17 protein-coding genes are annotated in these 24,880 nt (G+C 55.8%); 14 read left to right on the forward strand and 3 right to left on the reverse strand.

Annotation, left to right across the window (positions count from 1 at the left end):
• The first annotated feature begins 4 nt into the window (after positions 1 to 4).
• The 6 genes from GOX61_RS16960 (at position 5) to GOX61_RS16985 (ending at position 10,093) form a co-directional block, all read left to right on the forward strand.
• On the forward strand, positions 5 to 2,425 hold the full coding sequence (locus tag GOX61_RS16960) for a GcvT family protein (RefSeq protein ID WP_170335607.1): 2,421 nt from the start codon (positions 5 to 7) through the stop codon (positions 2,423 to 2,425).
• A gap of 481 nt (positions 2,426 to 2,906) precedes the next feature.
• Positions 2,907 to 4,487, forward strand: a complete 1,581-nt coding sequence (locus GOX61_RS16965) for an ABC transporter substrate-binding protein (RefSeq protein WP_170335609.1) — start codon at positions 2,907 to 2,909, stop codon at positions 4,485 to 4,487.
• A gap of 180 nt (positions 4,488 to 4,667) precedes the next feature.
• Positions 4,668 to 6,233 carry an ABC transporter substrate-binding protein gene (locus GOX61_RS16970; protein ID WP_170335611.1) on the forward strand — a complete coding sequence of 522 codons (1,566 nt, stop codon included), beginning with the start codon at positions 4,668 to 4,670 and terminating at the stop codon, positions 6,231 to 6,233.
• 221 nt (positions 6,234 to 6,454) lie between these two features.
• Positions 6,455 to 7,432 (forward strand): ABC transporter permease, encoded by a 978-nt coding sequence (locus tag GOX61_RS16975; protein WP_155147931.1) that lies wholly within the window; start codon positions 6,455 to 6,457, stop codon positions 7,430 to 7,432.
• Positions 7,429 to 8,379, forward strand: a complete 951-nt coding sequence (locus GOX61_RS16980) for an ABC transporter permease (RefSeq protein ID WP_170335612.1) — start codon at positions 7,429 to 7,431, stop codon at positions 8,377 to 8,379. Before GOX61_RS16975 ends, GOX61_RS16980 begins: the two co-directional genes overlap by 4 nt.
• 4 nt (positions 8,380 to 8,383) lie before the next feature.
• Complete coding sequence (locus tag GOX61_RS16985; RefSeq protein ID WP_170335614.1) at positions 8,384 to 10,093, forward strand: ABC transporter ATP-binding protein; 1,710 nt, start codon at positions 8,384 to 8,386, stop codon at positions 10,091 to 10,093.
• An 80-nt stretch (positions 10,094 to 10,173) separates the two neighbouring features.
• Here the strand turns inward: GOX61_RS16985 and GOX61_RS16990 are convergent, their stop codons facing one another.
• The gene (locus GOX61_RS16990; protein ID WP_170335616.1) at positions 10,174 to 11,070 is read right to left on the reverse strand and encodes a LysR substrate-binding domain-containing protein; all 897 of its coding nucleotides are present in this window, start codon (positions 11,068 to 11,070) and stop codon (positions 10,174 to 10,176) included.
• 107 nt (positions 11,071 to 11,177) lie between these two features.
• Between GOX61_RS16990 and GOX61_RS16995 the strand changes: the two genes are divergently transcribed.
• The 6 genes from GOX61_RS16995 to GOX61_RS22560 all read left to right on the forward strand — a co-directional run bounded on the left by GOX61_RS16995 (position 11,178) and on the right by GOX61_RS22560 (position 20,727).
• Positions 11,178 to 12,722, forward strand: a complete 1,545-nt coding sequence (locus GOX61_RS16995) for a trimethylamine methyltransferase family protein (protein ID WP_170335618.1) — start codon at positions 11,178 to 11,180, stop codon at positions 12,720 to 12,722.
• Positions 12,719 to 14,011, forward strand: a complete 1,293-nt coding sequence (locus GOX61_RS17000) for an aspartate aminotransferase family protein (RefSeq protein WP_170335620.1) — start codon at positions 12,719 to 12,721, stop codon at positions 14,009 to 14,011. The genes GOX61_RS16995 and GOX61_RS17000 overlap by 4 nt, the downstream gene beginning before the upstream one ends.
• The gene (locus GOX61_RS17005) at positions 14,008 to 16,398 is read left to right on the forward strand and encodes a GcvT family protein (RefSeq protein ID WP_170335622.1); all 2,391 of its coding nucleotides are present in this window, start codon (positions 14,008 to 14,010) and stop codon (positions 16,396 to 16,398) included. Before GOX61_RS17000 ends, GOX61_RS17005 begins: the two co-directional genes overlap by 4 nt.
• The gene (locus GOX61_RS17010; protein WP_170335623.1) at positions 16,395 to 18,806 is read left to right on the forward strand and encodes an FAD-dependent oxidoreductase; all 2,412 of its coding nucleotides are present in this window, start codon (positions 16,395 to 16,397) and stop codon (positions 18,804 to 18,806) included. The genes GOX61_RS17005 and GOX61_RS17010 overlap by 4 nt, the downstream gene beginning before the upstream one ends.
• A 3-nt stretch (positions 18,807 to 18,809) precedes the next feature.
• Entirely contained in the window at positions 18,810 to 20,489 is a 1,680-nt protein-coding gene (locus GOX61_RS17015; RefSeq protein ID WP_170335625.1) for a thiamine pyrophosphate-binding protein, read from the forward strand.
• Positions 20,490 to 20,604: 115 nt separating this feature from the next.
• Complete coding sequence (locus tag GOX61_RS22560) at positions 20,605 to 20,727, forward strand: hypothetical protein (protein WP_302478305.1); 123 nt, start codon at positions 20,605 to 20,607, stop codon at positions 20,725 to 20,727.
• 19 nt (positions 20,728 to 20,746) lie between these two features.
• Here the strand turns inward: GOX61_RS22560 and GOX61_RS17020 are convergent, their stop codons facing one another.
• Positions 20,747 to 21,556 (reverse strand): helix-turn-helix transcriptional regulator, encoded by an 810-nt coding sequence (locus GOX61_RS17020; protein WP_367646978.1) that lies wholly within the window; start codon positions 21,554 to 21,556, stop codon positions 20,747 to 20,749.
• Between the two features lie 116 nt (positions 21,557 to 21,672).
• On the opposite strand from GOX61_RS17020, the gene GOX61_RS17025 reads away from it, so the two are divergent.
• Positions 21,673 to 22,620 (forward strand): ornithine cyclodeaminase family protein, encoded by a 948-nt coding sequence (locus tag GOX61_RS17025; RefSeq protein ID WP_170335627.1) that lies wholly within the window; start codon positions 21,673 to 21,675, stop codon positions 22,618 to 22,620.
• Between the two features lie 16 nt (positions 22,621 to 22,636).
• Positions 22,637 to 23,767, forward strand: a complete 1,131-nt coding sequence (locus GOX61_RS17030; RefSeq protein ID WP_170335629.1) for an aminotransferase — start codon at positions 22,637 to 22,639, stop codon at positions 23,765 to 23,767.
• Between the two features lie 63 nt (positions 23,768 to 23,830).
• Here the strand turns inward: GOX61_RS17030 and GOX61_RS17035 are convergent, their stop codons facing one another.
• Entirely contained in the window at positions 23,831 to 24,808 is a 978-nt protein-coding gene (locus GOX61_RS17035; RefSeq protein WP_170335631.1) for an HpcH/HpaI aldolase/citrate lyase family protein, read from the reverse strand.
• Positions 24,809 to 24,880 lie beyond the last annotated feature (72 nt).

Consider the following 24,880-nt stretch of genomic DNA (forward strand, 5'->3'; position numbering starts at 1 on the left):
GTTCATGAAATCACATAAGCGCGTTGTTGTCATCGGTGGCGGAGCTGTCGGTTGCTCGATCCTCTATCATCTGGCCTTGGCCGGGGTGACAGATACTCTTCTGCTGGAACGGGACGAACTGACCAGCGGTTCAACATGGCACGCTGCGGGCAACATTCCGACCTACGCAACCTCGTGGCTTGGAATGAGGGCCGGAAACTATGGTTGGCAGATGTACAAAGATCTGGCCGAGAAAGTCGATAGCCCGATTACCTATCGGCATACCGGCGCCTTTTGGCCTGCCCACACAAAAGAACGGATGGAACTCTTCGGTCACATCGAAGGCATCGCCCGCAGCGCGGGGTTTGATCTGCATCGGCTGAGCCCTTCCGAGATGGACGCGATGCATCCGTTCTGGTCGCCGGATGACACTGTATTGGGTGGTATCATGGATCCCTATGAAGGTGACATTGATCCCAGCCAGCTTACACAGGCGTTGGCCAAAGGCGCGCGAGAACTGGGTGCTGAAGTTCGGCGGTTTTCACCGGTCACCAGTATTGCCCGCAAGCCAAATGGCGAATGGATAGTCTCAACAGCCAATGACGAAATTACCGCCGAAATCGTCATCAACGCTGCAGGATTTTACGGTGCAAAAATCGCAGAGATGGCAGGGTTGAAAACACCAGTGATTACGTTGGAACACCAGTATCTGGTCACTGAACCTCTCGCAGCGCTGGAAGAGCATCCTGAACTGTTCCCGTTGGTACGGGACCCTGACATCCGTTTCTATCTGCGGCGTGAGCGGAATGCGTTCCTGTTGGGATCCTATGCTCATGCCGGTCGCCCTGCATGGCCTGAAGACGGTCCCCCTGATGATTTTGCCCATCAGTTGTTTCCGGATAGTGTCGAAGACATTCTTGAGGTGCTGGAAGACACGATTGTCCATGTTCCGCTGCTGGCTGAGGCGGGTGCCCAGCGCTTTGTCAACGGACCTATTGCCTATGCACCAGATGCTTTGCCCCTTGTCGGTCCTTCAGCAGGGGCACCCAATTTCTACCATGCGACGGGCGTTCAGATCGGCATTACGCACTCTGCGGCCATCGGCAAGGCAATGGCCGAGTGGATTACCGAAGGTGAAACGGAATGGGATCTTGCCGCGTGGGACCCCCGCCGCTTTGGTGAATGGGCGACACCCGACTACGCCCATGCGCGCGCATCCGAACATTATGATCTGCAATATGCGATCCCCTACCCGCATCGAAACATGGCCTCAGGACGACCAGTGCAAAGGACGCCTCTGTACGAACAACTGAAATCATCAGGTGCGGTCATGGGCCAGATCGCTGGCTGGGAGCGCGCATTCTGGTTTGAAACTAACGAATGTCTCGATACTGGCAAGCTGAGTTTTATCGAGGAACCGTGGCACGCCGCCGTTCGCCAAGAATGTCTGACAGTCGCCGAATCCGTGGGTGTGATGGATCATGGTGGTTTCACGAAGTTTACCGTAGAAGGCCCTGGTGCCGAGGCTTATCTGGACCGCGTATTTTGCGGAACGATACCCAAGCCAGGCCGCATAAAACTGAGCTATATGCTCACACCAAAAGGACGCATCTGGTCTGAGGCGACCATCGCCCGGCTATCCAATGACCGCTTCCTGCTGTGTGGCCCAACGCTCGCAAACCTTCGGGATTTCGACTGGTTGAATGCAATGTTGCCAGAGCACGGCGTTACCCTTTCACCCAGCCACGCAAAAGACGGTGCGCTGATGGTCATGGGACCAAAATCTAGGGATATTCTGGCTCAACTGACTGATGCAGATCTTTCGGCTGAGGCGGCACCGTGGATGTCTGTCGCGGAAATACAGATCGCCGACTTCGATGTCATCGCGATGCGAGTTTCATATGTCGGAGAACTTGGGTGGGAGCTGCATGTCGCGAGTTCTGATCTGCCTGCGCTCTATCAATCAATCATGGCCGAAGGCGCGAAATTCGGGGTTACCCAATTTGGATCTTACGCGTTGAACTCGATGCGGATCGAAAAAGGATATCATGGTTGGGGTTCAGATTTTGGCACTGAATACACGCTGTTCGATGCAGGCCTGAGTGCTTTCGCCAGGCCTGACAAGGGCGACTTTCAGGGAAAATCCGCACTGTTAAATCAACAAAACAGCGCTGCCGAATGGGAATGGGTTGGACTGGAAGTCACCACTCCTTCTCCGTGGCCGCTGGCCTCTGAGCCAATCCTCAAGGAAAACCAAAACGTCGGATACATCACCTCAGCAACGCATGGCGCACGAACAGGCAAGATGCTTGTGCTGGGTTATATTCAGCGCGGAACCATCGCGATGGGGGAACAATGCGAAATCTGTGTACTGGGTGAAACTTACCAAGCCACAAGGCATTCCCCTGCCCAATACGATCCGCAAAACAAGCGCATGCGCCAGTAAACTTCTTTGGTGCAGAATGCCATCGAAGCCCCCTACTAGAACCTGCCCGGGTAGAACGGGCGGGGAACCACTCCGATTGCGGGGTCTCAAGAAATTGCCTGGGAGTCCCTTCTGATCAGTATCGCTGGTTGCCGCATCGATCGCGCCTGTTGACTCACTCCCAGAGTTATAGACGACGTAATCAGGAAGGACATAGGCCACCCAGACAACCCGGCAGGCATGTGCAGAAAATCAAAAATACCAAACCGATTACCCCACCGACATTGGGTTTTGGCCGCTCGACCATCAAACCCGCCAATACAGCAACCCCCTGGTCTCACGCCCTCATATCTTCTTCTAAACCAGTACTTTCAATTCACGTCCCGAAATTCTGTTGTTGCAACTTTCTGATTGATTTGGATGATCAGGCGCATGTTGGCCGGAATAATCGGTCACCCGCAACGTGGTGCGGTTCATATAAATAAACTTGGGGAGACTAAAAATGGTCCTGAAGAATTTGATGCTTGCTGCCAGTGCAACGGCGCTGCTTGCGGCAGGCGCATCAGCAGAAACACTGCGCTGGGCACGTGCTGGCGATGCTCTGACACTTGATCCACACGCACAGAACGAAGGTCCGACTTCTGCTCTGGCACACCAGATCATGGAGCCGCTGGTCATGCGCGACATGACCGGAGCCATGGTTCCTGCACTGGCCACCGAATGGGGCCCGTCGGAAGAAAATCCGAACATCTGGGTTTTCAAGCTGCGTGAGGGCGTCACATTCCACGATGGTGCCGGGTTCGACAGTGAAGACGTTGTGTTCTCGCTGAACCGGGCGATGACACCGGATTCCGACTACAAAGAACTTCTGGCGTCGGTCAAAGAGGTTCGCGCGACCGACAAATACACGGTCGAAATCGAAACCGATGGTCCGAACCCGATCATGCCCAACAACCTGACCAACATGTTCATGATGGACAAAGGCTGGGCCGAGGCAAACAACGCCGTCAAGGTTCAAGACTATGAGGGCGGCGAAGACACCTATGCCGCCAAAAATGCAAACGGCACTGGCCCCTACAAACTGGTCAGCCGTGAGCCTGATGTGAAAACTGTTCTGGCGGCAAACGAGAACTATTGGGGTAAAGACGAGTTCCCGATGCAGGTAACTGAAATCGTCTATACACCGATCCAGAACGCGGCAACCCGTGTTGCGGCCTTGTTGTCGGGTGAAGTGGACTTCATTCAGGACGTACCAGTGCAAGATCTTCAGCGCGTTTCGGGTACCGATGGTTTGGATGTTCGTACGGCACCACAGAACCGCGTGATCTTCTTCGGTATGAACATGGGTGATGCAGACCTGTCGTCTGACAACGTCGATGGCAAGAACCCACTGTCCGACGTGCGCGTACGTCAGGCGATGTCAAAAGCGATCAACCGCGATGCAATCAAACAGGTTGTGATGCGCGGCCAGTCAGCACCTGCCGGCATGATCTCACCACCGTTCGTCAACGGCTGGGATGAGACCATGGACGGTTCGTCCTCGACGGATATCGAAGGTGCAAAGGCACTGATGGCTGAGGCAGGCTATCCTGACGGTTTCTCGATCACGCTGAACTGCCCGAATGATCGTTACATCAATGATGAGGCGATCTGTCAGGCAGCCGTTGGCATGCTGGCGCAAATTGGGATCACTGTGAATCTGGATGCCAAACCAAAGGCACAGCACTTCCCGCTGATCAACAACCTGGAAACCGACTTCTATATGCTGGGTTGGGGCGTTCCGACTTATGACTCGGAATACATCTTCAACTTCCTGGTTCACACAAAGGGTGAAAAGTACGGCTCGTGGAACGGTACACGCTATAGCAACCCAGACCTGGACGCGAAGATCGTAGCATTGGCATCGGAAACCAACCTACCTGAACGTGACAAGCAAATTGGCGAAATCTGGCAGGTTGTTCAGGATGAACAGCTTTACATCCCGATCCACCATCAGGTGCTGAACTGGGGCATGAAGTCGGATGTTGGTACCGGTGTTGCGCCGGACGATACAGCCAAGTTCAAGTACTTCACACTGAACTAAGGTTCTTAGTTGAACTGGGAAGCAGGGCGCGATTTCGCGCCCTGTCTTTTTTCCGTTTCAGATACCGATTTCTCTGAAACATTCCTTACGCAGTAACAGACACGTGATCTCGAATTGAGATTTTCTTTACCAATCAACAAAAACCGAGAACACTTGCTGAATAAACAGGGAGTTTTCGCCATGATCTTCAGGAACAGTGCCATCGGCCTGACCATGTTGCTTGCCAGCGCGGCGCAGTCCGCGGAATTCAAATGGGCCTCAACTACTGATCCGCAAACGATGGACCCGCATGCGGTGAACTCTGCCGCGGTGTTGGGATTTCTCAACAACGTTTATGAGGGGCTGGTTCGTCGCGGCAAGGATATGAGCGTGGAACCGGCGCTTGCGGTCAGCTGGGAACCAATCGGAGATGGTGAAGGATGGCGTTTCAAGCTGCGAGAGGATGTTACCTTTCATGATGGCAGCACGTTTGACGCGCAGGACGTCCTGTTCAGTTATCAGCGCGCCTCCGACGAAGTCGCAGACACACGCAGCTGGTTCGCACCGATCAGCGAAGTGAAAGTGGTAGATGACTACACGGTCGACTTCATGACCACTGCCCCGAACCCTCTGTTCCCGTCTTCGATCGCGAATTGGATGATTATGGATCAAGGCTGGACCGAGGCAAATGACGCAGCACTCCCGGACAAGGAAACCGGCAACTATGCGACGATCAACTCTAACGGAACCGGGGCATTCAAGGTAACTGCGCGAGAGCCGGGGTTGCGCACGGTTCTTGAACCGTTCGAGGGTTGGTGGGGCGAACCTGAACACAACCTGACACGCGCGGAATTCAACCCTATCCAGAATCCTGCCACCGCAGTCGCTGCGTTGTTGTCTGGCGACGTTGACATGATCAACCCTGTGCCGATTCAGGACGTAGCGCGATTGCAAGGTAATGGGGATGTTGACGTCATTCAGGGTATCGAAGCTCGCGTGATCATGCTGGGTTTTGACCACGAAGCAGAGACTCTCAAATACACCGACGATGCAGGCAAAGCCAATCCGTTTCAGGACGCACGCGTCCGTCAGGCGGTTGCCAAGGCGGTGAATGTCGATGCGATCCTTGCCACCATCATGCGCGGGAATGCCGAAGCAGCCTCGCAACTGGTCAGTCCAGCGATGAGTGGCTATTCCAACGCAAACTCGGATCGCCCGGCTTTTGACGTGGAAGGTGCCAAAGCTTTGTTGGCAGAGGCCGGATATCAGGATGGCTTCTCCTTCGGCCTCAAATGCCCCAATGATCGTTATCTGAATGACGAAGCTGTTTGTCAGGCCGTCGTCAGCATGCTGGCTCAGATCGGGCTAAAGGCGGAGCTTGATGCGATGCCTGTACGCAACTACTGGCCAGAACTTCGTGAAGATAACTACGATATGTACCTGCTCGGCTGGAGCCCTGGAACTTTCGATGCAGAACACCCGGTGCGATTCCTGGTTGCAACGCCCAACGAGGAAAAGAAACTGGGCAGCTGGAACTTTGGCGGCTTTTCGAATGCGCGTGTCGATGAACTGCTTCCGATGATCCAGTCGGAACTGGATGAGGGTAAACGTCAGGCCATGCTGGACGAGGTTGCGCAGATCATTCAGGATGAACAGGTCTATGTGCCACTATATGTCCAGCCACTCGTCTGGGGCACGCGCAACAACATCGAACTGACCCAAAGACCGGATAACTTCTTTATCTTGCGGTGGGTTACAGTGAACTAGATACCTTTGTTCGATCAGGTGGGTATTGTCTTCAATAACGGTGCCCACCCGATAGTCAGACAAACCAAGAATGTGCCGACCAAAAGCACCAAGTTTGGAAAGCACGGGCCGTCTCAGAACCGCAATGCCGGAAAGCCACACTTTCCTGTCGTTTCCCTTTAGCGATTGCTTGACCATCCGGTCGGGGAAAGCATAGACAGGCGGATCAACGGGGAAAATGAATGTTCGCATATATCGTCCGAAGGATGTTCCAATCCGTGATCGTGCTATTGGTCGTGGGTCTGGTTGCATTTTCGATGTTTCGTTTTGTCGGTGATCCAATCGACAACATGCTGGGTCAGGAACGCACTCAGGCTGATATCGACCGGCTAAGGACCGAGCTTGGCTTGGATCAGCCGTTTCCGGTTCAGTACTTCAAGTTTCTGAAAGGTGCCGTTCAGGGCAATTTCGGTGTCTCTTATCGTCAGGGACGACCAGTTTCGACGATTATTGCCGAACGCGCACCCGCGACGTTAGAGCTGGCCTTTGTTTCAGGATTTCTGGCAATCACCATGGGGATTGCGCTGGGGGTATTCACGGCCATCCGACGACAAGGGATTGCCGCGAATGTCATCATGACCGTATCCCTGATCGGAGTATCCCTGCCCACCTTCTTAATCGGGATATTATTGATCTACATATTCTCGGTGGAATTAGACCTCCTCCCCAGCTTTGGGAGGGGCGAAACCGTTATGATTGGCGGCTGGTCCACCGGCTTCCTGACAGCTTCTGGTCTAAAGGCGTTGATCCTGCCTGCTATCACTCTGGGTCTTTACCAAATGACGCTGATCATGCGTCTGGTTCGGTCGGAAATGCTTGAGGTGATGCGTGCTGATTATGTCCGGTTTGCCCGTGCCCGTGGGTTGTCGGATCGGGTGATCAACTTCCGCCACGCGCTTAAGAACACTCTGGTTCCCGTGATCACCATCACCGGATTGCAGCTGGGCTCGATCATCGCCTTCGCCATTATCACCGAGACGGTGTTCCAGTGGCCGGGCGTCGGTCTGCTGTTCATCAACGCGATCCAGTTCGTCGATATCCCCGTCATGGCCGCATATCTGATGCTGATTTCGGTCATGTTCGTTACGATCAACCTGATCGTGGATCTTCTCTACTATGCCATTGACCCGCGCCTGCGTGTCGACGCGAGGGCCACATGACCGATACTATCGAAACCCCAAAAGCCCCCGCCAAGTCGCGTTTTGCCAAATTCTGGGACAGCGACTTTGCATGGTCATTCCGTCATTCGCCAATTGCTATCATCGCTTCGCTGGTGGTTGTGATCCTGGTACTGGCAGCCATATTCGCTCCGCTGATCGCGCCCTATAACCCGTTCGATCCGGCGACGCTGAACCTGATGAACGGTTTTACTCCTCCCGGCACGCCAAATGCCTTTACGCAGGATACATTCCTGTTGGGTACGGATGATCAGGGGCGGGACGTGTTTTCGACCATCCTCTATGGTTTGCGCATCTCACTGTTTGTTGGAGCCGCTGCTGTTCTGCTTGCCATGATCATTGGCGTGATCCTTGGTCTGATTGCCGCCTACTACGGCGGTTGGATCGAAACCTTCATCATGCGGGTAGCAGATGTGCAGCTGACTTTCCCTGCAATCCTCGTAGCAATGCTGATCTTTGGTATCGCCAAGGGGGTGACACCCCCGGAATACCGGAACGAGATGGCGATCTATGTTTTGATCATCGCGATCGCGCTGTCTGATTGGGTGCAGTTCGCCCGGGTCGTGCGCGGTGCGGCGCTGGTGGAAAAGAACAAGGAATACGTTCAGGCCGCGCGCTTAATCGGGCGGGGTTCTTTCCCGATCATGTTCCGTCACATTCTGCCCAACGTGCTCAGCCCGGTTCTGGTGATTGCCACGATCTCGCTGGCACTGGCAATTATTGCCGAGGCAACGCTCAGCTTCCTGGGCGTGGGTGCGCCTCCGACGCAACCGTCACTGGGCACACTGATCCGTATCGGGCAGGGTTTCCTGTTCTCGGGTGAGTGGTGGATCTTGTTCTTCCCGGCCTGCACCCTTCTGGCGCTGGCCCTTTCGGTCAACCTGCTGGGTGACTGGCTGCGCGATGCGCTGAACCCCAAGCTGCGGTGATTACATGAGCCTTCTGACGATCAATGACCTGACGGTCGAATTCCCGACGCGCCGCCAATTGTTCACCGCCGTGGACCATGTGGACCTGTCTGTTGAGCCGGGCGAAATCCACGGTCTGGTGGGCGAATCCGGTGCGGGTAAATCCACCATCGGTGCAGCTATCATGGGTCTGCTGGACAGACCCGGCCGGATTGCCAGCGGAACCATCAAGCTGAGCGGCGACCAGATCAGCGGTCTGGATGCTGATGCGATGCGCAGCCTGCGCGGCAAGAAGATCTCGATGATCTTCCAGGATCCGCTGACCTCACTGAACCCGTTGTTCACCGTGCGTGAGCAACTGGTCGAGACGATCCAGGCCCATCTTGGCGGAACCGATGCCGAGGCGAACCAGCGCGCCCGTGATCTGATCGACCGCGTTGGCATTCCTGACCCGGACACGCGGCTGGACCAGTACCCGCACCAGTTTTCGGGCGGCATGCGGCAGCGTGTTGTGATCGCGCTAGCTTTGTGCACCGAGCCGGACGTGATCATCGCGGACGAACCAACCACGGCGCTTGATGTGTCCGTGCAGGCGCAGATTTTGGATCTGATCAAGGAACTGGCGCAGGAGCGTCAGGTTGGCGTTATCCTGATCACGCACGATATGGGTGTGATCGCGGATACGACGGACAAGGTGACGGTGATGTATGCGGGCAAGGTGGTTGAAACCGGCCCGACCTCACAGGTTATGGGCCAGCCGAGCCACGAGTATACAAAGTCGCTGATCGCTGCCGTCCCGCGCCCGACACTAAAACTGCACCGCTTCCCGCAGATCAGTTATGGCGGTCGTGAGACTCGGTTCGCGATTGAGGATATGGCCAGGCACTGGCCCAAAGTGGAGAATGACGCCAGCAAACCGGTGTTCGAAATCCGCAACCTGACCAAGAAGTTCCTGCAGCGGCGCGGCCTTTTGCCGTGGGATCGCACCTATTTCACCGCGGTTGACGAAGTCAGCTTCGATATCCGCGCAGGCGAGGTGTTCGGTGTTGTAGGAGAATCCGGCTCGGGCAAATCCACCGTCGCACGCATGATTGCTGGGCTTTATCCCGTAGACGGCGGCACGATCAAATTCGAAGGTCAAACGGTCAGTGATCTTACCAACAAGGCCGCTCTGGATGCTTATCGCAAGAATATCCAGATGATCTTCCAGGATCCGTATTCGTCGCTCAACCCCCGTATGCGGGTGGACGACATCGTGGCCGAGCCGATCCGCCATCACAAACTGATGGATGGGGCAGATATCAAACGCCGTGTTGACGAGTTGCTGGATCAGGTGGGGCTGGGTCACGAGGCCGGACTGAAATATCCGCATGAGTTCTCGGGCGGTCAGCGCCAGCGGATTTCGATTGCGCGGGCTCTGGCCACGCAACCCCGGTTCCTGATCTGTGACGAACCCACCAGCGCGCTGGACGTGTCGATTCAGGCGCAGATCCTGAACATCTTGAAGGACCTGCAGGAGCATCTTGGCCTGACACTTTTATTCATCAGTCACGATTTGCCAGTGGTGCGCCAGATGTGCGACCGGGTGGCCGTGATGAAGCAGGGCAAGGTGGTTGAGCTGCAAGAAACCAACGAACTGTTCGCCAATCCGCAAACCGAGTACGCCAGTGAACTTCTGAGGCTCATGCCCAAACTGGATGATCTCTCGACCGACGGGCTGGGCGTTACCGAATAGCGGACAGCCAGTCTTGTTCGACACATAAGACCTGACGTGAGTATTGCCGCAAGTGCATTGCTCACGTCAGAAATCTACATCTAACTCAGAATATGCTCTGATTGGCTCGTTGGTCCAAATCCGCAAAGCCATTCGAACGCAATGCGGGTTTCACGTCGAGTACTTGCGCCGTCCCTTTGCTGGACAAAGTAACCGTGTGTCGGCGGCATCTCTTCCGAAAACAGACGGACGACTCTCCCATCCTTCAGATCCTGATCTATCAATGGAAGCCAGCCGACAATAGCACCCTGCCCCTCCGCCGCACCACGGATCAGCACATTAGCATCTTCAAAGACTGCGCCACGCGGGGTTCCTTGAATTCTGACATTCTGCGCCGAGAACCAGTCGATCCAACCCCAGTGATTTCGTTGATGCAGGATCGGAACGCTTAGCAGATCAGAAGGTTGCTCAAAGGGGCCGAACCTCTCGACAAACTCGGGGCTGGCAACAGCAATGGGTTGCAACTCAAGCAGCTTCACCGCCTCGCCGGGCATTTCGCTCAGGCGGTCCCATCGAATAACGATATCCGCATGATTTTGCTGAAATTCCCCGGGGCGATAACTGGGGACAAATTCAAGCTCGATACCCGGATACTGTGCCCAAAAATCACTGATCCGAGGCATCAGCCACCGTGCTGTGAATATGGGACCGGCCGCTATCCGAACCGATCTGCGCGGCACGGTCCGGAAACTCTCGATCGCGTCCTGCAAAGTGGTGAACGCAGAAGCAGTCGCATCAGCAAGCCGTTTGCCATCTTCGGTCAGAGTGACATTGCGCCCTACCCTGTCAAACAGAGATGTTTGCAAGTACTCCTCCAGCCCGCGCACATGGTGACTGATCGCCGTTGCGCTAACCGAAAGGTTCTCGGCAGCGGCTCGAAAACTGCCCAGTCTGGCGGCTGCATCAAAGGCACGAAGAGCTGAAAGAGACGGCAACATAGCAAAGCACTGTCAAGTTTTACTCATCTGTTGCTGAGAAAGCTGTCTTTGTAAAGTCAGCAAATCAATGGTCTGCTTTGGCTAAGCCAAAAGAGATCGGTCAACCGATGAGCGAGACTAAACAACGACGAGGACGCAAGTCCCGGATTCAACAGGCTAAGGCGCCTGAGGACAATCCTCCGGTCTGGCCGGGATTGGAAAGCGGGCGCTTCAAACCCCTGTCCCCTTCCGAAGCTACACTCATCGAAGAGACGGCCTTTCAGTTGCTGGAAACGCTCGGCCTGAGCCAGGCCACCCCATCGATGATCGAACAGGTCGTTGCAGCAGGTGGACAGACTACAGATGATGATCGCCTGCTGTTTCCACGAGATCTAGTCGAATGGGCAATCGAGGATGCGCAGCGCGGCTTTACTCTTTGCGGACAGGTGCCTGAAAATGACCTGAGGATCGAAGGCGCGCGGGTTCATATGTCCACCGGAGGTGCCGCGCCAGGAGTGTTCGATCTCGACACACACGAATATCGCGATTCAACATTGCAGGATCTCTATGACGCTGCGCGAATTGTCGACCGGATGGAAAACATCCATCACTTCAGCCGACCGGTGGTTGCCCGCGATATCGATGACAATGCAGCGATGGATCTGAACACTGCCTTCGCGTGCCTGAGCGGAACCTCCAAGCACGTGTCGATCTCAATCACTGAACCTCGGAATGTCCCCGAGATCGCCAAGCTTTGTTACCAAATCGCCGGAGGCGAAGCGGAATTCCGAGCACGACCGTTCCTAACCGTCATGGTGTGCCACGTGGTCCCCCCGATGCGCTTTGCCGAAGAAGCTTGCGACGTTCTAGAAGCCGCCATCACTGCGGGCTTTCCGGTGCAGCTTATCAGCGCCGGCCAAGCCGGAGCCACAAGCCCGGCAACGATAGCGGGATCCCTTGTTCAGGCTGTTGCCGAGACACTGGCAGGTCTGGTGTTTGCCCGTTTGGTAGATCCTAATGTGAAGGCAATCTTTGCCCCCAAACCATTGGTTGCTGATTTGCGCACAGGCTCCATGTGTGGCGGCGGTGGCGAGCAGGCCATCCTGATGGCCGGCGCTGCGCAAATGGGGCGACACTGGGATCTGCCAACAAGCTCGATCGCGGGGATCACGGATGCGAAAAGGTTGGACGCCCAGTACGGGGCAGAAAAATCCCTTGCCGTAACGATGGCAGCACATGCCGGTTCCAACATCGTCACGCAGGCCGCAGGCATGATGTCTAGCTTATTGGGGGTCAGCCATGCCGCTTACGTCAGCGACAATGACCTGCTTGGAAACATCCTGCGCACCATCCGCGGCGTCGAAGCCACGCCAGAGAACATCGCTGCTGACGTCATTGCCTCGGTCTGCAAAGGCGAAGGTCACTATCTGGGCGAGCAACACACATTCAACCGCATGAAATCAGACTACTTCTACCCAGAGGTCGGTGACCGCCGAAGTCCGCGTGAGTGGCAGGAAGATGGCGCTTTGCGCGTGGGTGATGTGGCCAGACAGAAAGCCCGCGAAATACTTGATCACTATTACCCGGCCCACCTGTCCGACGATCTGGATCGAAAGCTTCGGGCGCGTTTCGATATCCGGCTGACACGGGCGCAAATGGGGCGTCTATCATGAACAATCACGGCCTCTGCCAACGCGCCAGGGAGTGCCTTCCTGGCGGTGTCAGCCACGAACTGCGCTACCGGGAGCCTTATCCAATCTACTTCGAACGCGCAAAGGGCGCTGAAAAGTGGGATGTAGAAGGTAAGCGGTACATAGATTTCAAACTCGGTGCAGCCAGCCAAATTCTGGGTCATGCGCATCCTGAAATTGCCGAAGCTGTCGCACGACAGATGACACGGATGCCCTACACCGCCGATTGCCACCCGCTAGAGGTGGAATGGGCCGAATGGCTCTGTCGCCTGTTCCCATCAGCTGAACGGGTGCGCTTCGCCGGATCAGGCACCGAGGCGACGATGCTAGCGCTTAGGTTGGGACGGACGCATTCAGGTCGGGACAAAGTGCTACGCATAGACGGTCATTTCCATGGCTGGCACGATATGTTGCTGAAAGGGTCAAAACCCGGAACCAACTCGCCGCCTTCACTCGGTGTTCCCCAAGTCGTGAGCAATCTGACCGTCGTAACACAACCCGATCTGCAAGTGATTTCCGACGCGCTCGATAACGATTGCGAGATCGGCACCATCTTTGTGGAAGCGTCGGGTGCAAATTATGGCTCCGTGCCCCTGCCAGAAGGTTTTCTGAGCGGCATCCGTGAACTGACTTCGAAAACGGGTCATGTGCTTATCTTCGACGAAGTCATCACAGGGTTGCGCTGGGCTCCGGGCGGGCGTCAGGCACGCGATGGCGTGACCCCTGATCTGACGACGCTGGCCAAAGTGGCGACCGGGGGGCTGCCCGGTGGCGCTGTTGTTGGCAGAACTGACATCATGGAGTTGCTGAGCCCCGGTGAAACGCGCGATGGCCTGTCACCGCCAGTCAGTCACAAGGGCACGTTCAATGCCGCCCCCATAGTTGCGGCCGGGGCCGTGAAAGCGATGGAAATTCTCTCTACTGGCGATGTTCAGAACCACGCAGATGCCATGGCGAACCGTCTGCGCGACGGGTTCAACAAAGTGTTCGGTGATTTGGATGTTCAGGCGCTGGCCTATGGCGACAGTTCTACCTGCCATCTCTATTTCGGCGGGACCACGATTGATGGGTTGGATGCCGCCGCAATCCGCCGGACCTCTCCACAACTGGTCAAAGGGCTGAGGGACGGGCTGCTGTCCCGTGGCGTCGATTTCATGTCCTTTACCTCCTGCGTCACCGGTCTGCCACACACACCTGAACTGATCGATGAAACCGTCGACCATTTCCGCGACACCATTTCAGACCTCATCCGCGACGGAGTTCTTCAATGAAGCTTCCCAATCAAGCGCGCACCGTTGTGATCGGGGGCGGTGTCATCGGATGTTCGATTGCCTATCATCTGGCGCGCGAAGGCCGAAAAGATATCGTGGTGCTCGAGCGTTCCAAACTCACCTCAGGCACGACATGGCATGCGGCTGGTCTGGTTCGGCGCCTGCGGCCATCTGCTACGCTGACCAAACTGATCAACTATTCGATTGATTTGTATGGAGAGTTGGAGCTTGAGACCGGTCAGGCCACAGGTTGGACGCAAACCGGCTCTCTGACACTTGCGACCAATGAAGACCGGCTGACCAACATCAAGCGTCAGGTTTCACTGGGCCGAGCCTTCGGGCTTGAAGCCGAAGTGGTCGATGCCAGACGTGCAAAAGAGCTTTGGCCTCTGATCGAAGTGGACGATGTAATCGGGGCGGTCTGGTCGCCGGCTGATGGTCGTGTAAACCCGTCAGATGTGGCGTTGGCATTGTCCAAAGGCGCGCGGGCGCGCGGGGTTCAGATATTCGAAGATACTCGCGTAACTGGTCTGCAAAAGAAAAACGGGCGGATATCCGGGGTCGAAATCGGTGACCATGTTATCGAAGCCGACGAGGTGGTGATCGCCTGCGGGTTGTGGTCGCGTGAAGTGGCCGCAATGGCGCGCGCGCACATGCCTCTTTATGCCTGCGAACACTTCTACATCCTGACAAAACCTCTGCCAGAGGTTCAGGCGCTTGGCAAAGGCGCGCATCTGCCAACGCTGAATGATCAGGATGCGTTCCTATACGCCCGTGACGACGTCGAAGGATTGCTGGTTGGTTCGTTTGAACCACATGCGAAGGGCCTGCCACTGGATCGCTTACCTGCTGATTTCAGCTTTGATCTTCTGGACGAGGATTGGGACCACTTCATGCCGATGATGGAGAACGCGCTACGCCGCATTCCTGCATTGGAAAAGGCTGAGGTGCGGATGCTGCTGAACGGACCTGAGAGCTTTACGCTGGACAGTCAGTTCATGCTTGGGGAAAGCCCCGAAGTTCCCGGCCTGTTCCTGATGGGAGGTATGAATTCCACCGGTATCGCGCTCGCCGGTGGGGCGGGCAAAGCCATGGCTGAATGGATCATTGCGGGTGAACCGACGATGGAACTTAACGAAGCCGATATTCGCCGGTTCAGCCCGGAGATGAACGTGCTGGGTGCTTTGGAGGCGCGAATACCCGAAGTTCTGGGTCGGCACTATGACAACCCCTACCCCGGCCGTTCGATGGAAACCGCGCGTGGCCAGCGCCGATCACCAATCCATACAGGACTGCAAGCGGCAGGCGCGCGCTTCGAAGCGCGTGGAGGTTGGGAACGTGCGGTGCATTTCGGTGGGGAAGCAGCGCATTTGCCTCTGACCTTTGGCATACCCACCTGGCGAGATCAGGTAGGACAGGAGGTTCAAGCATGTCGCACCGGTGCGGCTATTCTGGATCAATGCGCCTTTGGCAAAATCCTGGTGCAAGGGCCGGACGCCTGCGCCTTTCTCAACCATCTGTGCGCAGCACAGATGGATATCCCATCCGGTCGGATCGCCTATAGCCAGATCCTGAACGCCCGTGGCGGCATTGAAAGCGATGTCACTGTTCAGCGACATGGTTCAGATGAATATCTACTAATCTGCGGCGCAGGAGAGGTCGTGCGTGATCTCAAACGAATGCGCGAAACGCGGGGTCGTTTTCAGGTCGAGTTCACTGATATTACAAGTGGCTATGCCATCCTGGGTCTCGCTGGTTCCAAGGCACGGGAAATCCTGCAATCCACAACATCCATGCCAGTTCCGGACCTGAAGCGGTTTCAATTTGCACCGGTTGAAATTGGTCTGGCCAGCGGTTGGGCTGGTCGCCTGAGTTTCACCGGCGAAGAAGGGTATGAACTCTATATCCCCGCCGACATGGCGATGGCGGCTCATGATGCGCTGACAGAGGCCGGTGCGGAACATGCGGGTCTCTACGCCAGCGGCTCTTTGCGTATCGAAAGCGGTTTTCGCGCGTTTGGTCATGAACTATCGCCCGGCATCACGCCGCTTGAGGCCGGGCTGGCAAAGTTCTGCGCCTTTGGCACAGGATATGTAGGCGAAAATGCCATGCAGGATCGGACAGCAAAGCGACAGGTTGTTTCCCTGCTGTTTGACGATCCAAACGCAATACCGATCCATGATGAGCCCGTTTACTTCGACAACAAAGTCGTTGGGCAGGTTACGTCATCAGCGTGGAGCTATCGGTTCGAACGCAGCATCGCTCTGGCTTTGATCAACGAGCCACTGGGCACACCCGGCGTCGTGAGTGGTTTCGAGGTCGAAATCGCTTGCACCCGCTTTTCCGCCAAAGCCTCGACAAAGCCCGCCAAGGAGGCGTTTGCATGAGCGACACTATCCGCACAACTCAAGTCGCCATCATCGGTGGCGGCATCATGGGGGTCGCCACTCAATTTCAGCTGGCTGAAAACGGCTGGACGGACACGATCCTGTTCGAAAAGGCCGAATTGACCAGCGGTTCAACCTGGCACGCCGCAGGACAGATCGCCCACGCGGTTGGCAGCCGGATCATGGGCTGGATAAACAAGACGTCGATCGAGACCTACAAACGAGTTGAAAAAGAAACTGGCCAATCCATCGGCTGGCACGAAGTCGGCGGTTTTCGCATCGCAACCACCGATGACGAGGTGGACTGGATGAAATCCATCATGGGGGTCGGCAAACTGCTGGACCTGCCTATGGAGTTGGTGGGGCCAGAAGACGTTGCAAAGGTCAACCCATTCTACAAGGTCGATGACGTCAAAGCGGCAGTGCGCACCTTTGAAGACGGGCATATCGACCCATCGGGTGTGACCATGGCCCTTGCGGCAGCGACACGGGCGCGTGGCGCAAAGATCGAGCGCCATAACCGTGTGGTCGGCGCCAGCCGCAAAAGAGACATGTGGCTGCTCAGGACTGAAAAAGGGGACGTGTTGGCCGAGCATGTCGTAATTGCTGCAGGGTCATATGCCAACCAAGTCGGGGCGTGGTTCGGCCTTACCATCCCCAGCGTCTCATGCCTGCACCATTATCTGGTCACAGACACCGTGCCCGAATTTGCAAACCGCCCGGAATTGCCGGTCATGCGTGACAATGCTTTCGGTGGCTATATCCGGCAGGAGCAGAGATCCGGGCTGATCGGCATCTACGAAGATCACGTCTGTCCTACGGTATGGGAAATGCCCGATGGTGCGCCTTGGGCGGCTGAGAATGAACTTTTCGAAGCTGACTATGATTCTATTGGCGATTTCCTGATGATCGCATTCGATAAAATGCCGATATTGGCTGATCTTGGCATCAAACGGGTGGTTCGTGGAGCCATCACCCATACACCGGACGGGGGAATGTTGGTCGGTCCGTCGGGGGTACCGAATGTTTGGCTGTCTTGCGGCTCCTCCATTGGTCTTGCCTGGGGTGGCGGGGCTGGCAAAGTCCTGGCTGATTGGATGGTTCATGGCGAGGCCGAAATAAACACGCGCAGTTTTGACCCGCGCCGGTATGGCAATTTCGCTGATGATCATTTCATCGTTGAGCGTACCAAAGACGAATTCAGGCGCCGCCATGATACGCCCTGCCCCGGCAAGCAGTTCCATTCGTTGCGCCCACTGAATCGGCACCAGCTGTATGATCGGCTTGCCGCAAAAGGCGCGGTATTCGGCGAGGTCGCCGGTTGGGAACGGCCCCGATACTTTGGTGAAGTTGGCGAGGTCGAGCAGATTGGCTGGGGACACCAACCGTGGCACGAGAATGCCCAGCGCGAAGCCCGAGCGACCCGTGCAGCCGCGGGTCTCATCGACCTTTGCGCATTCGCCCAGTTTGAGATCACAGGCAAAGATGCAGGCAAACTTCTTGATCGGCTGTCTGCGAACAAGCTTCCACAAAAAGATGGCCGGATGAGCCTCAATCATCTGCTTACGGACAATGGACGCTTCGAAACCGAAATCACGGTCTGGCGCATCGCTGCGGATCGCTATTTCACCGGGTCGCCCATCGCGCGCGCCAACCCAGACTTTGACTGGATCAAATCGCATATCCATCCGGATGAGGATATTCAGGTCATAAACCGCTCGGCCAATTGGGGCATGCTGGCTTTGTCAGGACCTGCGTCACGTCGCATTCTGTCAGAGCTGACAGATGCAGATCTGACAAATGCCGCTTTCCCTTGGCTTTCTGGTCAAGAAATAAGCGTGGCGGGAATTCCCTGCTACGCATTGCGTGTTTCATTCGTTGGAGAGCTTGGATGGGAGTTGCACGCGCCGCTGGCCCAGATAGCGCAACTTTACGACGCTCTATTTGAAGCCGGTTCAAAACATGGGCTGACCGATCTGGGCAGCTATGCATTCAACGGCATGAGAATGGAGAAGGCCTATCGCGCGTCCGGAGAGCTGACGACAGATGTCGGGCCCTATGACGTCGGGCTGGATCGTTTCGTGGTTTCAGAGGGCCGCGACTTTCTTGGGAAAACCGCTTTGATGGCAACAGAGCCGGGATGGGAGCTTCTCTATGCTGAACTGCATTCAGATAACATCGACATCCACGGCGGTGAACCCGTTCTGCTGAATGGGCAGCCCGTCGGTCTGACCACTTCAGGTGGATACGGGTACACTGTCGACAAGTGTCTTGGCTGGTTGTTCGTGCGTAAGGGGATGCCGCACAAGGGTTTGTCCGTTCAGATACTCAACCGCAACTACGATGTAACCGTTCATCAGGCCGCATTGTTTGATCCGCAAAATCTGCGGCCCCGATCCGAGGACTAAGTGATGACTAACATGATCACCGGCGGAGAAGCCGTCTATCGCGTACTCAAAGCCAACGGTATCGACACGGTTTTTGGCCTGCTGGGTGGTTCGATGCTGGAACTTTATGATGCGATGTATCAAGGCGGCGAAATCGCCTATGTCGGCGCACGGGACGAACGCGCAGCCGGACATATGGCAGATGCCTGGGCCCGCATGACAGGGAAACCTGGCGTCGTGCTTGGTGCTCAGGCCGGTCCCGGTGTGGTCAATATCGTCACCGCAGTTGCCGAGGCCCATCTGGCCTACTCACCCATGGTGGTCATTGCTGGTGCTATAACACGCGCGGATCAATGCAAAGACACGTTTCAGGAAGTCGACCAGGTCGCGCTGTTTGCTCCGATCTCCAAACGGTCGGTGATGGTGACAGATCCCTCACGGCTTGTACCTATGCTTGAGGATGCATTCCGGTTGGCCAATACGGGCCGCCGCGGGCCTGTCGTCCTGCATGTGCCGCGCGATCTGTTCGCCGAAGAGCTTCCTGATTTTGATCCCGCGCCGGTAAATATCGCCCGTCCCGGACCTGCTTCGGATGACGACATCGCAGCCATTGCTGCGCTGGTGGCAGAAGCGGAACGCCCCGTCATTTTTGCCGGTGGCGGCTTTAAATGGAGCATTGGTCGCGAGGCTCTTACCAGTCTGGCGGAAACTCTCGAGATACCGGTTGTTGCCTCGACGGGCCATGCAGATGTAATGCCACATCGCCATCCCTGGTTTGCCGGGCAAGCAGGACCCAGAGGCAATCGCGTCGCAAGCCGCCTGACGAAAGAGGCCGATGTAATGGTCGTTCTGGGAGCGCGCCTTGGGTTCAACTCGACTTTCCATAGCAATGACTATGTCGGGGCCGACACCCGCATTGTTCATGTGGACATAGAAGGGTCGGCGGTTGGGCGGTACTTCCCCGCCGAGATAGCGGCTCAGGGGGACGCTCGGCTGACGGCAGAAGCCTTGTGCCAAACGACTACAAAACCAAAATGCGATGCTTGGCGGCAAGCGTTCAAAGACGATATGGATACACTTTGGACCGAGCGTGCCGAAGAAGCAGAAATTGACACCCTGCCTATGCATCCGCGCAGAGCTTTGGCGGAAATTCGCGATACCCTGCCCGAAAGCGCGATTGTCACACTCGACACCGGAAATACCTGTCTACAAGCCGCCGACCGACTGGCGCACTACGCCCCCATGAGCCTGATTACCCCATTGGATTTCGGCCTCGTGGGCTTTGGCCTTGCCGCAGCGATTGGAGCCAAGGCGGCTGCGCCAGATCGACACACTGTTGCCATCATGGGAGATGGTGCCGTGGGATACACCATGATCGAAATTCAAACCGCGATCAGTCATCAGTTGCCCATCACAATCATCGTTCTGGATAACGAAGCCTGGGGTGCCGAAAAGGCCTATCAGCAGGAGTTCTACGGCGGTCGCCTGCTGGGTGCGGAAATCCAATCCCCGCGTTATGACAAATTTGCTGAGCTTTGCGGAGGCAAAGGTATCTGGGTCGATGGTCCTGGGGCCATGGGTCCTGCCCTGAAAGAAGCTATTGATTCCGGCCAAACCACTATCATTCAGGCAAAAATTGACCCCGGCGCATTGATGACACTGCGCAAAGATCTGTTCAAAGCGCCGCAAAATGGAAAGCAGTGATGGCCACCTAAGATTCGATTGTAATCAGCGCTGGAAATCCCGCTTTATCGCAGGCACAATCCGGTTCGCCTAAGATGGCGTTGGCAACATTCGGGCCTTTTTTCAGGACGGTGAAATGCTCCTCGGGCCGTTCTTTTTCGACTATCCGGGCGGCACTGGCCTGATCAAGGATCCGTTTTTGGTCGTCTTGCTGGTGATCGCGCTGGTAAAGCCTGACGACCAGATCGCTTCCGGCTGATAGATCCGCCAATAATGCTCTAAACATTGCCATTCCACTGCAAGAACGCGTTAAACAACTGCTGCTGTGTGCTGATGCCCAGCTTAGAATAAGCGTTCTTTCGATGAGTTTTGACTGTAGGCAAAGCGATACCCAAAGACAGACTTATGGAAAGGCTCGAATGGCCCTTCAGGATCAATCCGACAATCTCGGCCTCACGCGGAGAGAGGATGTCGCTGGCAAAATCCTTCAGCACGACTTCGGTCGGTTTGTTTCCAATTGCTGTCTTTGATTGCCTCGACCAGAGGCTTCGGAATGCAGTTGAAAACAACGAATGGAATGGGGCCAACCGATCGATCAAATCAGATGAGAAACCGCCCTCTTCGGCTGGTCGGGCAAAGCTGAGTTCCCCCATCGCTCCGTCACCCAGATCTACTGTCAGAGCCATTTCCTGCAGGCCAGCGGGCCAACCAGGGGTTCGATACCCGATTTCCTCTCCGTCCTCGATCAGAACCTCTGAACCTTCGGCAGCAAAAACCCAGTTATCCGGGGCCAGATCAATCATCCTATGGATACCCGGCGGCAAACCATCCAGAAATGCGTTGTAGATCGGATTCAGCAGGTAGGTTTGGCGAACGTAGAGTTGCACCGCCTCTTTTGCCGCACCATCAGGATAGGTGTCGCCGAGATAGACAGGTGCCCGCCCCTTGCGATTAACAACACAGAAGGCTGCTGAAAACGTCAGCACCCGACCTGCCGCCTTGATCATATCCAATGCGTCACCATCGCCTTCGATCACCCGGCAAAGGGCGCGATTCAAATTCTCGATTTCGGTGTCTTTGTAATTCACGTCACCCTCACAGCGAAGCCGCAGTAGCACGAGCAGACTCGCAGCGCATCATCCTTGAGGATGATAGTGGCGGAACGTTCAATTTCTTAGAAGTGCATCAAAGAAGGAAATCCGCAATGAACTCTCATCCGCTTGTTCTAGATGCCGAAGCTGTCGATCAGCTGTTGCCACAAATTGACGTCCTGCAGGAGATGCGCCAGCTTTTTACCGAGCTTGGCCGCAAGCAGGCAGTGCAACCTGCGCAAACCCTGACCTTGCTGCCTGAAAACAAGGGTGACTTTATCACCTACCTGGGTGCTGCATCCGGTGCAGGTACTTTTGGCGCCAAACTATCCCCCTACCTTATCCAGGAGAATGGGCCCATCATCACCGCATGGACGATACTGATGTCCATGCAGAGCGGGCAGCCGTTGATGCTGTGCGATTCTGGCCGCCTTACGACCGAGCGGACAGCCGCAACCACTGCACTGGCTGTTGATCTGCTTGCTGGCAAAGCCGCCCAACGCGTCGCGATTATTGGATCTGGTGCGATAGCACAGGCCCATTGGCGTCACATACAAACACTGAGAGACTGGCAAGAGGTTTGCATCTACTCCCCGAACCTGGCCGCCAATCAGAAACTGCAAACAGAGTGGCAGGAACTCTGCCCTGCCATCACTTTTGCCGCCAGCGCAGAAGCCGCAGCTCTCAATTCGGACGTTGTGATGCTTTGCACCTCATCCGGAACGCCCGTGCTGGATGAGGAATCTGTTGCACCACATGCGTTGGTGACCTCGATCAGCACCAACGTCGCTCTGGCGCACGAGATTACACCCTCGTTCCTGCCCGCTGCGCAAGTCTACTGTGACTACCGCGAAACCACCCCCTCTACCGCAGGTGAGATGCTGATCGCGGCGCGTGATCATGGCTGGAACGCCCAACAGGTCAAAGGGGATCTGGCAGAACTGGCCACAGGCTCTAGCGAATTGCCGGACGCCGGTAAACCTGTCTTCTTTCGATCGGTGGGCCTGGGCCTGGAAGACATCGCCATCGCCAATGCCATCTATCGCGCTGCCCGCGCCTGACAAAAGGACAGATCATATGCATATCGAACCCTTTGGCGTCGAAATCTGGATGAACGAGTGGGAGACCAAATGCGAATGGAACCTCGCCGAAACATGTGTGGAAAGCCTGACGATTGAGGAATTGCTCAAGCTAGCGGGCAAAAACCATACGGACCTGTCCGATCTGTTGACGATGAAAATGACATACGGAGCGATTGAGGGGTCGGATCGCCTGCGCCGCGCCATCGCTGCGCTCTATGATCGACAAAAGGTCGAGAATACAATCGTTACGCACGGAACCATCGGCGCCAACATGCTGATCCACAAAGCGCTGGTGTCTGCTGGGGATCGTGTCGTTGCAGTCGTACCAACATATCAGCAGCATTATTCGATACCGGCCAGCATTGGTGCTGACGTTCATCAGTTGAAACTGCGCGAAGAGAACGGGTTTCTTCCCGATCTGGGTGAGCTTTGTGCGCTGGTAACCCCCGACACCCGCCTGATTGCGATCAACAACCCCAACAACCCGACGGGTGCCCTGATGGATCGCTCTATGCTGGAAGAAATCGCAGAAATAGCACGCGAAGCTGACGCATGGATCCTGTGCGACGAGGTTTATCGCGGGACGGATCAGAGCGGTTCGGGCATGACCGACTCAATCGCCGATATCTACCAAAAAGGCATCTCTACCGCTGGCATGTCCAAAGCCTATTCATTGGCGGGGTTGCGTCTGGGTTGGATTGTCGGCCCGACCGACGTGATTGAGCAGGTTTCGATCCATCGGGACTATGACACAATCTCGGTCGGAATGATCGACGATCATTTTGCAGCGCTGGCGTTGGAGAACCGGAATCAGGTTCTGGCGCGCAGTCAGTCCATCACGCGCGGTAACCTCGCAATCCTGCGGGACTGGGTTGCGCAGGAACCGTTGATATCCTGGATCGAACCCAAGTCCGGAACTACAGCCCTGCTCAAATATGAATTGCCGATGACTTCCCGCGAGTTCTGCGTTGGGTTGCTGAAGAAAACCGGCGTCATGTTTACACCGGGTTCGGCACTGGGCATGGAGGGATATGTCCGCATTGGTTATGCCAACAACCCCGACATCCTGAACAAGGGTCTGGCGCTCGTTTCAGATTACCTTTCCGAAATGAGTGCTGCTGCGTAAGCAAACGGATAATCTTTCAAAGAGGCGAACGTCCAAACCGGTGTCCGCCTCTTTGACTAATGATCAGGCAGCTGCGATCTGCCGGGCCTTTTCTACCATTACCTCGGCCTGACGGATCGAGGCATAGTCAATCAGGCGACCATCCAACGAAACGGCACCCTTACCAGCTGCTTCGGCTTCGGCCATTGCCTCAAGAATGCGCTGCGCCTTATTCACCTCGGCGTCTCCGGGTGACATCACTTCATTCGCGAGTGCAATCTGGCTGGGGTGGATCGCCCATTTTCCTTCACAGCCCAGAACTGCTGCTCGTTTCGCAGCTGCCTTGTAACCCTCGGAATCCTGAAAATCACCGAATGGACCATCGATGGGGCGCAAACCGTTGGCACGGGCTGCAACAACCATACGTGCCAACGCATAGTGCCACATGTCACCCCAATGTGTTGCACGATGCGCTTCGGCATCCGGGTCTGTCAGAACCGAATAGTCCGGATTTACACCGCCAATGATTGTTGTACGCGCGCGGGTCGAGGCAGCATAATCCGCAACCCCGAAATGCAGGCTCTCGTTCCGTTTGGACGCAGCCGCAATCTCACTGACATTCTGCATGCCAAGCGCGGTTTCGATGATGTGTTCGAAACCGATGCGCTTTTTGTAGCCCATCGCATCTTCGATCTGCGTGACCATCATGTCGACCGCGTAAACGTCAGCTGCAGTGCCAACCTTGGGGATCATGATCAGGTCCAGCCGCTCACCGGCCTGCTCCACCACGTCAACAACGTCGCGGTACATGTAGTGGGTATCCAGACCATTGATCCGCACCGACATGGTCTTGTTGCCCCAATCGATATCGTTCAGCGCCTCGATGATATTCTTGCGCGCCTGTTCCTTCTCATCCGGTGCGACAGCATCCTCTAGATCAAGGAAAATGACGTCCACGTCTGACTGTGCTGCCTTTTCGAACATGCCGGGCTGACTGCCGGGAACAGCCAATTCGCTGCGGTTCAGACGGGCTGGTGCCTGATCAATGGAATGAAAGCTCATACGTTCGGGTCCTTCAACTTACAGGTTTGGATATATTGGGAAACGTTTGCAGAGTTCTGCGACCTCGGCCTT

The sequence above is a fragment of the Ruegeria arenilitoris genome (genome assembly GCF_013030265.1).
Lineage (GTDB): Bacteria > Pseudomonadota > Alphaproteobacteria > Rhodobacterales > Rhodobacteraceae > Ruegeria > Ruegeria arenilitoris_E.

What these genes read in the sequence shown, in the direction of transcription:
- GOX61_RS16970 (WP_170335611.1), top strand. Translation starts at nt 4,668, where the DNA reads ATGATCTTCAGGAACAGTGCCATCGGCCTGACCATGTTGCTTGCCAGC.
- GOX61_RS16990 (WP_170335616.1), bottom strand. Translation starts at nt 11,070, where the DNA reads ATGTTGCCGTCTCTTTCAGCTCTTCGTGCCTTTGATGCAGCCGCCAGA.
- GOX61_RS17000 (WP_170335620.1), top strand. Translation starts at nt 12,719, where the DNA reads ATGAACAATCACGGCCTCTGCCAACGCGCCAGGGAGTGCCTTCCTGGC.
- GOX61_RS17010 (WP_170335623.1), top strand. Translation starts at nt 16,395, where the DNA reads ATGAGCGACACTATCCGCACAACTCAAGTCGCCATCATCGGTGGCGGC.
- GOX61_RS17005 (WP_170335622.1), top strand. Translation starts at nt 14,008, where the DNA reads ATGAAGCTTCCCAATCAAGCGCGCACCGTTGTGATCGGGGGCGGTGTC.
- GOX61_RS17030 (WP_170335629.1), top strand. Translation starts at nt 22,637, where the DNA reads ATGCATATCGAACCCTTTGGCGTCGAAATCTGGATGAACGAGTGGGAG.
- GOX61_RS16985 (WP_170335614.1), top strand. Translation starts at nt 8,384, where the DNA reads ATGAGCCTTCTGACGATCAATGACCTGACGGTCGAATTCCCGACGCGC.
- GOX61_RS16960 (WP_170335607.1), top strand. Translation starts at nt 5, where the DNA reads ATGAAATCACATAAGCGCGTTGTTGTCATCGGTGGCGGAGCTGTCGGT.
- GOX61_RS16995 (WP_170335618.1), top strand. Translation starts at nt 11,178, where the DNA reads ATGAGCGAGACTAAACAACGACGAGGACGCAAGTCCCGGATTCAACAG.
- GOX61_RS22560 (WP_302478305.1), top strand. Translation starts at nt 20,605, where the DNA reads ATGCTCCTCGGGCCGTTCTTTTTCGACTATCCGGGCGGCACTGGCCTG.
- GOX61_RS16980 (WP_170335612.1), top strand. Translation starts at nt 7,429, where the DNA reads ATGACCGATACTATCGAAACCCCAAAAGCCCCCGCCAAGTCGCGTTTT.
- GOX61_RS16965 (WP_170335609.1), top strand. Translation starts at nt 2,907, where the DNA reads ATGGTCCTGAAGAATTTGATGCTTGCTGCCAGTGCAACGGCGCTGCTT.
- GOX61_RS17015 (WP_170335625.1), top strand. Translation starts at nt 18,810, where the DNA reads ATGACTAACATGATCACCGGCGGAGAAGCCGTCTATCGCGTACTCAAA.
- GOX61_RS16975 (WP_155147931.1), top strand. Translation starts at nt 6,455, where the DNA reads ATGTTCGCATATATCGTCCGAAGGATGTTCCAATCCGTGATCGTGCTA.
- GOX61_RS17035 (WP_170335631.1), bottom strand. Translation starts at nt 24,808, where the DNA reads ATGAGCTTTCATTCCATTGATCAGGCACCAGCCCGTCTGAACCGCAGC.
- GOX61_RS17025 (WP_170335627.1), top strand. Translation starts at nt 21,673, where the DNA reads ATGAACTCTCATCCGCTTGTTCTAGATGCCGAAGCTGTCGATCAGCTG.